This window comes from Streptomyces soli (assembly GCF_003999195.1).
In the GTDB taxonomy this organism is placed as follows: Bacteria; Actinomycetota; Actinomycetes; order Streptomycetales; family Streptomycetaceae; genus Actinacidiphila; species Actinacidiphila soli.
This window is the reverse complement of the sequence record NZ_RJVR01000166.1, coordinates 1-6,798: the sequence shown is the minus strand read 5'-3', so window position 1 is coordinate 6,798 and position 6,798 is coordinate 1. Positions and strand designations below refer to the sequence as shown.

Here is a 6,798-nt window from a genome sequence, read left to right as displayed (position 1 = left end):
GTGACGCGGTCGCCGACGCGCGGGCCGTGCTGGCGGCGGGCGGCGCGCCGGAGGCGCTGGCGGAGCCGGCGGTGGCCGTGCTGGGCGAGCGGGCTGGGGAGCTGCTGCGCGACGACCCATGGCAGGTGCTCGCGGTTCCCGGGGTTCGGGTGGAGCAGGCGGACGGGTTCGCCAAGACGCTGCTCGGCGGCGAGGGCGGTCCGGATGACGAGCGGCGGGTGCGCGCCCTGGTCGGCTGGCTGCTGGAGCGTGCGGCCGAGCAGGGCCACACCGCGCTCGAATCGTCCGTCCTGCGAACCGCGTTGGACAAGCAGGCGGTGACCGACCCGGAGGAGGCGCTGCGGGCGGCCGTCGCCGACGGCGGTGTACTGGTCTTCCATGACGCCGAGGAGACCCCGGGCAGCGCGAAACGCGACGAGGACGAGGAACCGTCCGTTCGGCTGCTGTTCGGCCTCGACCGGTACGCGCTGGCGGAGGAGAGCCTGGCGGACGGGCTGGGGCGGCTGCTCAACACTTTCGAGGCGGTCGACGCGGAGGAGGGCTGGGAGGCGGCCGCCGCGGCCGCGCCGTCGCCGTCCGCCGCCGCGCTGATCCGGGCGGTGGCCGGGAGCGGCCTGGTGGCTCACACCGGGGGCGAGGCAGCCCGCACCGAGCCCGCCGTGCTGGTCGCGGCGGCCCGCTCGCTGGGACTGCGGGCTTACGCGGCCACGCACGCCCCCCGCGCGGACGATCCGGAGTCGCTGACCGTCGCCGGGCTGCTGTCGGGCGCCCAGGGCCCGGGACGGGACGAAGACGGCGCGCTGGCGCTGGACCTGCTGGCGGTGCTGGACGCGCCGCAGCTGGACGTCGAGGCGGCGGCGACGCTGGTGGAGGCCGTACCGGACGGGGCCCGGCTGGTGCTCAGCGGGGATCCGGGCGTGCTGTGGTCGGCAGGTCCCGGCCGGGCGTTCGCGGATCTGGTGGCCGCGAAGACCTGCCCGCAGGTGGCGTCCCGGACGCCGGATCCGGGGCCGATCGGCGAGCTGGTGTCGGGCATCGGCATCGGCGAGCTGGACCAGGTCGACGCACCGGACAAAGAGGTCGTGATCGTGCCGGTGCGCGACGCCGGTGAGGCGGTGCACCGCACCGTGCAGCTGGTCGCGGACTCCGTGCCGCGCGCGATCGGCGTACCGGCCGAGCAGACCCAGGTGGTCACGCCGGGCCATGGCGGCGCGGCCGGCACCCGGGTGCTCAACGCGGCCCTGAAGGATCGGCTCAATCCCGGTCCCGGCCGGTTCGCCGGCTTCGATCCGGGCGACCGGGTGCTCCACCGCGCCGCCCTCGGCACGGTGGTGACCGCCGACGCGGACGGGCTCCACCTCGACTGCGGCGGTGCGCGCGTGGTCGTACCGCGCGAGGTGGTCGCCTCGGGCGCCGTGCGCCATGCCTGGGCGGTGACGGCCCACCAGGCGGCCGGGCGGCGCTGGCCGGCGGTGGTCGTGGTGCTGCCCGGGGACGCGGTGGGGGCGCTGACCCGGGCGTGGGTCTACACGGCCTTCAGCCGGGCCGAGCGGCATCTGTCGGTCGTCCAGGGCGCGGACCAGGCCCTGGGCCGCGCGGTGGCCGAGATCCCGGCCAAGGAGCGGACGACCCGCCTGCGCGCGGTGCTGCGCGAGCAGGCGGGCTCCGCGTAACGGCTCAGTGGTCGGGGTCCAGCGCTTCCAGCTCGTCGTCGAAGACCGCGCTGACGTCGAAGCGGCAGATGACGAGCTGGGGATCCGCCTGGTCGAAGGGGGTTCCCAGCCACGCCCCCGGCTCGGTGGGCTCCTCGGCCGCTGCCACCCAGAGCGTGGAGTCGCCCTCCTCCAGGCCGAACTCCTTGTGCCGCTGGGCGATCTCATCGGGTTCGTACTCCCCGAAGAGCACCCCGACGGCCGTGTTTACGCTGTCGCCCGCCGTGTCGTCGTCGGCGCCCGCGATCCGCTCGGCCTGGGCGAACAGCCGCTGCGGCTCGGCCACGGTGTAGTCGCGGCGGATCAGCACGCTGATCGCCACCGGGTCCTCCGGCCCGGCGTACTCGGGCAGGGTGTCACCGGAGGGCACCTCGAAGGGTGTGACCTCGTCATACGCGTCGTAGAGCAGCTCGTCGTAGGCTTCGGCCGCCGTGGCGAGGGCGTCGAACGCGGCGTAGATCGCGGGGTCGTCCTCCCCGCTGCGGTTCTCGATTGCTTCGAGGTGACGGTCCAGCGCGGTCTTCACCGCCTCGGCGGCGGCACGTACCTCGTCAACGGTGGGCTGCGCGGCATCAGACATGTCGCAGACGCTATCCGTACCAGGGTGTTCCCCGCACAATAGATGCGATGGCTGAATACGAATTCAGAGAGATGTACGTGCCTCGGGGCGTGACCCGCAAGGAGGCACAACGGCTGCTGACCGACGAAGCGGAGTACCGCCACTGGGAGTTGGACCGGGTCCGCCTGTACCCCGACGGGAGCCGCAAGGTGCGGCTGCGCCGCCGGATCATCCGCCAGGTCCGTGCGACGTGGTGAGCGCAGGGTGAGCGCGGTTGACCGTCCGGTGACCGACCGGCCGGTCGGCCGCCTGGCTGACTGCCTGCTGACATGGATCGGGGCCCCGTGAACCTCACGGGGCCCCGATCCACGCAGCTCCTAAAGCGCTGATGCCCGTTGTGGCGGGATCAGGCCCGGGTCTTGCGGGAGCGGCGGAAGAGCACCGCACCGCCGAGGAGCAGGCCGGCGCTGGTGACCAGCGTCAGACCGAAGTCTTCCGCGCCGGTCACGGCCAGCTGCTGGCCCTGCGGCATCACCGCCCTGGGCGCGACCGGCTTGACCCGGGGCACGGGCCTGCCCGGGATGTGCGGCCTGCCCGGGAAGTGCGCCCTGACCGGGGGCGGCGGGAACTCCGGGTGGTGCGGGAACTCCGGGTGGTGCGGGAACTCCGGGTGGTGCGGGAACTTCGGGCCGTGCCCGGGGTGCTCGACGTGGTGGCCGTGGACTGAGGCGTTGACGCACTTATTACCCTTGGCGGGGTTCGCCGCGGCGAGGCCGTTCACCGAGTTGCCGCAGACGTTGACCGGCACGTCGACGGGCACCTGGATGACGTTGCCCGAGGCGACGCCCGGCGATCCGGCGGCAATGGCCTCGGCGGAGGCACCGCCGCGGCCGTGGTGCTCGTCCGAGCCGTCGTGACCCGATCCGAACCCATGGGAGCCGTGGTCCGAGCCGTGGCTCCACCCTTGCTCGGAGCCGTGGCCGCCTTCGTGGCCGCCGCCTGCGTTGACGCAGACGTTGCCGGCCGTCGGGTTGAGGACTCCGGCGAGGTTGACCGTGTTGCCGCACGCGTTCACCGGGACGTGGATGGGCACCTGGATGGCGTTCCCGGACAGCACACCCGGCGATCCGGCGGCCACGCCCTGCGCGTTCGAGTCGGCGTAGGCCAGCCCACCGGTCACGGCCAGCACGCCACCCGTGGCGACGACGGTGAGCAGGCCCTTTTTGGCGACCTGTCGCATGATTCTCCCTGACTTGGAAGGAATGAGGAGCAGATGGGTCCTGGACCGCTGTCCGATTCCCACCAGTAGCCGTATCAGCCCCGAAAACGCCAAGCGGCGCTCCGGGGCCGACCGGGGTCAGACCGTCAACAGGTCCGACGCAACGTCAGTTGTTGAAGCACGTGTTGCCGATCGCCGGGTTCAGCAGCCCGATGATGTTGATGGTGTTGCCACACAGGTTCACCGGGATGTGCACCGGAACCTGAATGACGTTGCCCGACAGAACACCCGGCGAACCGATAGCGGCAGCCTGGGCGTTGGAGTCGGCGACGGCCACACCCGCGCCGGCGGCCACAAGACCACCGGTGACAGCGGCAGCGGCGACGACCTTCTTAATCATTTGTCCTCCTTGTTGGCAAAACGGCCCCAAACTGCGGACCGCATATGACCCAACGACACCGGAGGAGGTGGGCTACTGGTGGCCGGATTCATTCACCCTTTTCGGCTAAAACAGGCAGGGAGGCGCAACTACAGGTCAAATGTCGACGAATCGCTTCCGCAGCGGCGGATCAGCAGTCGTCGAGGAAGCGGTCGAGCACCCGGACGCCGAACTTCAGCCCGTCCACCGGCACCCGCTCGTCCACCCCGTGGAACATCCCGGCGAAGTCCAGCTCCGGCGGCAGCTTCAGCGGCGCGAAGCCGAAGCAGCGGATCCCCAGGTCGTCGAAGGACTTCGCGTCGGTGCCGCCGGACAGCATGTACGGCACGGCGTGCGCGATCGGGTCCTCGGCCTTGAGCGCCGCCTGCATCGCGTCCACCAGCGAACCGTCGAAGCCGGTCTCCAGCGCGATGTCCGAGTGCACGTCCTCGCGCTTCACCCGCGGGCCCAGGATCCGGTCGAGGTCGGCCAGGAACTCCTCCTCGTAACCCGGCAGGAAGCGCCCGTCGACATGCGCCGTCGCCTGCCCCGGGATCACGTTGACCTTGTACCCGGCGCCGAGCATCGTCGGGGCCGCCGTATTGCGCAGCGTCGCGCCGATGATCTTGGCGATGCCGCCCAGCTTGGCCAGCGTCGCTTCCATGTCCTCCGGGTCGAGCTCGGTGCCCAGCGCGTCGGCCAGCTCGTCCAGGAACGACCGCACCGTCTTGGTGACCCGTACCGGGAACTTGTGCCGCCCCAGCCGACCGACCGCCTCGCAGAGCTCGGTGATCGCGTTGTCGTTGTTGGTCATCGACCCGTGGCCCGCCGTGCCCTCCACGGTCAGCCGCATCCAGTGCATGCCCTTCTGGGCCGTCTCGATCAGATACAGCCGCAGATTCTCGTTCACGGTGAAGGAGAAGCCGCCGACCTCGCCGATCGCCTCCGTCACGCCCTCGAACAGCTCCGGGTGCTTGTCCACCAGGTGCCGCGCCCCGTAGACGCCGCCCGCCTCCTCGTCCGCGAGGAAGGCCAGCACGATGTCCCGCGGCGGCTTCCGCCCGCTGCGCAGCCGGTCGCGTACGACCGCAAGCGTCATCGCGTCCATGTCCTTCATGTCGACCGCGCCCCGGCCCCACACGCACCCGTCCGCCACCTCGCCGGAGAAGGGGTGGTGCGTCCAGTCCTCGGCGTTCGCCGGTACGACATCGGTGTGCCCGTGGATCAGCAGCGCCGGCCTCGACGGGTCCTCCCCCGCGATCCGCGCCACCGTCGAGGCCCGCCCCTTGTGCGACTCGAAGATCCGCGGCTCGAGGCCGACCTCGGCGAGCTTCTCGGCCACATACTCGGCGGCGCCGCGCTCGCCTGGCCCCGAGTGATCGCCGTAGTTACTGGTATCGATCCTGATCAGGTCCCGGCACAGGTCGACCACTTCGTCCTCGCCTGCGATCGTACGGGCGGCCGAGTTCGACTCGCTCACGCTGTCTCCTCCTCGTTCGGGTTCCAGTGCCATCCTCCCGCGCCTGTCCACCCCACCGCCCACCGCCCTTCCGCCCCGCGCCGGTGGGCGCGTACGGGGTGATCGGGCACCCCCGAATGTTTGCTATCGTTTCCCACGTCGCCGCGCCGAGAGGCAAGCAACAAAACATCTGGTCCGGGTGGCGGAATGGCAGACGCGCTAGCTTGAGGTGCTAGTGCCCTTTATCGGGCGTGGGGGTTCAAGTCCCCCCTCGGACACTTCCTATAACCCCAACCTGTGCGGGTCGAGGCAAACCTCGGCCCGCATCAGCTGTTTTCCGGGGTCGTACGTGAGCCTGAGCGGGTCGGCGCGGAGACACTGCTGCGGTCCGCCTGCATCGCCCGCCACGGCGATCCCCCAAGCTCGTCCTCAGGGCCGTCCATGTGCTGGTGACCCGGCGCGCGTTCTTCTCCCGCGGCGGCTGCGTGGCCTGCGTCAAGGGCAACCCCATGCGGGACGAGGCCCCAAGGATGACGTACGGCTCGTCGAGCACGCCCTGCCGCTCTTCCGCGACTGCCGGTGGAGCGACGGGACCCATGTGGAGCTCGTCCCGCTCTGGATCAACATCGTCATCTTCGCCGCGATCGCCGACAGGCTCGCCGGCTCGCGCTGCTCGTCCGCGGGACCACTCGCACACGCTTCGGGCCCAGGCGGCCGCGACAGCCAAAGGACCGGACCGTATGACGTTGATATCCCGACGCGCCGTCTCACCTCGGCTCTCAGCCTGGCCGGCGGGGACCTCCCCACTGACGTCCTCTGCGGCGTGCGCCCATGCCGTGGCCCCGTCTTGCAGGTTTCCGAGCCGACCGTGATCCGGAGCCAGTCGAACGTGACGACCATCACGTGAGATTCGCATCATATGACCGCATTGAAACATTAGGCATAGTTCACGTAGTTCCATCTACGAACCGACGTCTATGAGTCGCCTTTACGTAAGGACAGGAAACATGGGTGTGCACATCAAGGGGCCGCCCATCGCGAGCCGAGGCACCACCGTTCGGTCGCTCAGGCGGGTGAGAGCCCCCAGGTGGCTCTGTCGGCAGATGCAGGCGGAGGGCCAGACGCTCGAGGTGGCGCACCTGACTCCGCTGTTGGCGATCGCGGTGATCGCGGTGGTGGACATCCTTACGCCCCATCTGCAGTTCAACCGGCTGCTCGGGGCGGCGCCGGCGCTGGCCGCCGCCATGTTCCCCGTGGCCGGCACGCTGGGCATCGGGCTGCTGGCCCTGACGGCCGGTGTCGCCCTCTCCGCCTACCATCACGACCTGGGCCAGACACCGGCCAATTTCACCCTGCTCGCGATCACGGCCATCACCCTGGCCGCCACCTACGCCAGCCGGGTACGGCAGCACCGGGAGCACACCCTCGCCG

6 protein-coding genes, 1 tRNA gene and 1 pseudogene are annotated in these 6,798 nt (G+C 70.7%); 4 read left to right on the top strand and 4 right to left on the bottom strand.

All coding sequences use genetic code 11. From position 1 onward, the window contains the following. Positions 1 to 1,673 (top strand): helix-hairpin-helix domain-containing protein (locus EFK10_RS14480; RefSeq protein WP_127356107.1); only part of this gene is annotated, 1,673 nt, incomplete at its 5' end. 4 nt (positions 1,674 to 1,677) lie between these two features. Here the strand turns inward: EFK10_RS14480 and EFK10_RS14475 are convergent. After that, positions 1,678 to 2,292, bottom strand: coding sequence for a hypothetical protein (locus EFK10_RS14475; RefSeq protein WP_127356106.1), 615 nt, complete (start codon positions 2,290 to 2,292; stop codon positions 1,678 to 1,680). A 47-nt stretch (positions 2,293 to 2,339) separates the two neighbouring features. Between EFK10_RS14475 and EFK10_RS14470 the strand changes: the two genes are divergently transcribed. Further along, on the top strand, positions 2,340 to 2,528 hold the full coding sequence (locus tag EFK10_RS14470) for a DUF5703 family protein (protein ID WP_127356105.1): 189 nt from the start codon (positions 2,340 to 2,342) through the stop codon (positions 2,526 to 2,528). Positions 2,529 to 2,677: 149 nt separating this feature from the next. Here EFK10_RS14470 and EFK10_RS52635 read toward each other — a convergent pair whose 3' ends face one another. From EFK10_RS52635 to EFK10_RS14455, 3 genes are all read right to left on the bottom strand, one after another. Continuing rightward, positions 2,678 to 3,511, bottom strand: a complete 834-nt coding sequence (locus EFK10_RS52635) for a chaplin (protein ID WP_127356104.1) — start codon at positions 3,509 to 3,511, stop codon at positions 2,678 to 2,680. A gap of 145 nt (positions 3,512 to 3,656) precedes the next feature. Then, a complete protein-coding gene (locus EFK10_RS14460; protein WP_127356103.1) occupies positions 3,657 to 3,890 on the bottom strand; it encodes a chaplin in 234 nt (77 codons plus the stop codon). A gap of 169 nt (positions 3,891 to 4,059) precedes the next feature. Then, entirely contained in the window at positions 4,060 to 5,388 is a 1,329-nt protein-coding gene (locus tag EFK10_RS14455) for a M20/M25/M40 family metallo-hydrolase (RefSeq protein WP_127356102.1), read from the bottom strand. A gap of 172 nt (positions 5,389 to 5,560) precedes the next feature. On the opposite strand from EFK10_RS14455, the gene EFK10_RS14450 reads away from it, so the two are divergent. After that, positions 5,561 to 5,645, top strand: a tRNA-Leu gene (locus tag EFK10_RS14450). A gap of 825 nt (positions 5,646 to 6,470) precedes the next feature. Beyond that, positions 6,471 to 6,798: pseudogene (locus EFK10_RS14445) on the top strand (serine/threonine-protein phosphatase); the annotation flags it as partial.

Excerpts from the sequence above, each read along its gene's own strand:
- EFK10_RS14470 (WP_127356105.1), top strand. The coding sequence starts at position 2,340 with ATGGCTGAATACGAATTCAGAGAGATGTACGTGCCTCGGGGCGTGACC.
- EFK10_RS14475 (WP_127356106.1), bottom strand. The coding sequence starts at position 2,292 with ATGTCTGATGCCGCGCAGCCCACCGTTGACGAGGTACGTGCCGCCGCC.
- EFK10_RS52635 (WP_127356104.1), bottom strand. The coding sequence starts at position 3,511 with ATGCGACAGGTCGCCAAAAAGGGCCTGCTCACCGTCGTCGCCACGGGT.
- EFK10_RS14460 (WP_127356103.1), bottom strand. The coding sequence starts at position 3,890 with ATGATTAAGAAGGTCGTCGCCGCTGCCGCTGTCACCGGTGGTCTTGTG.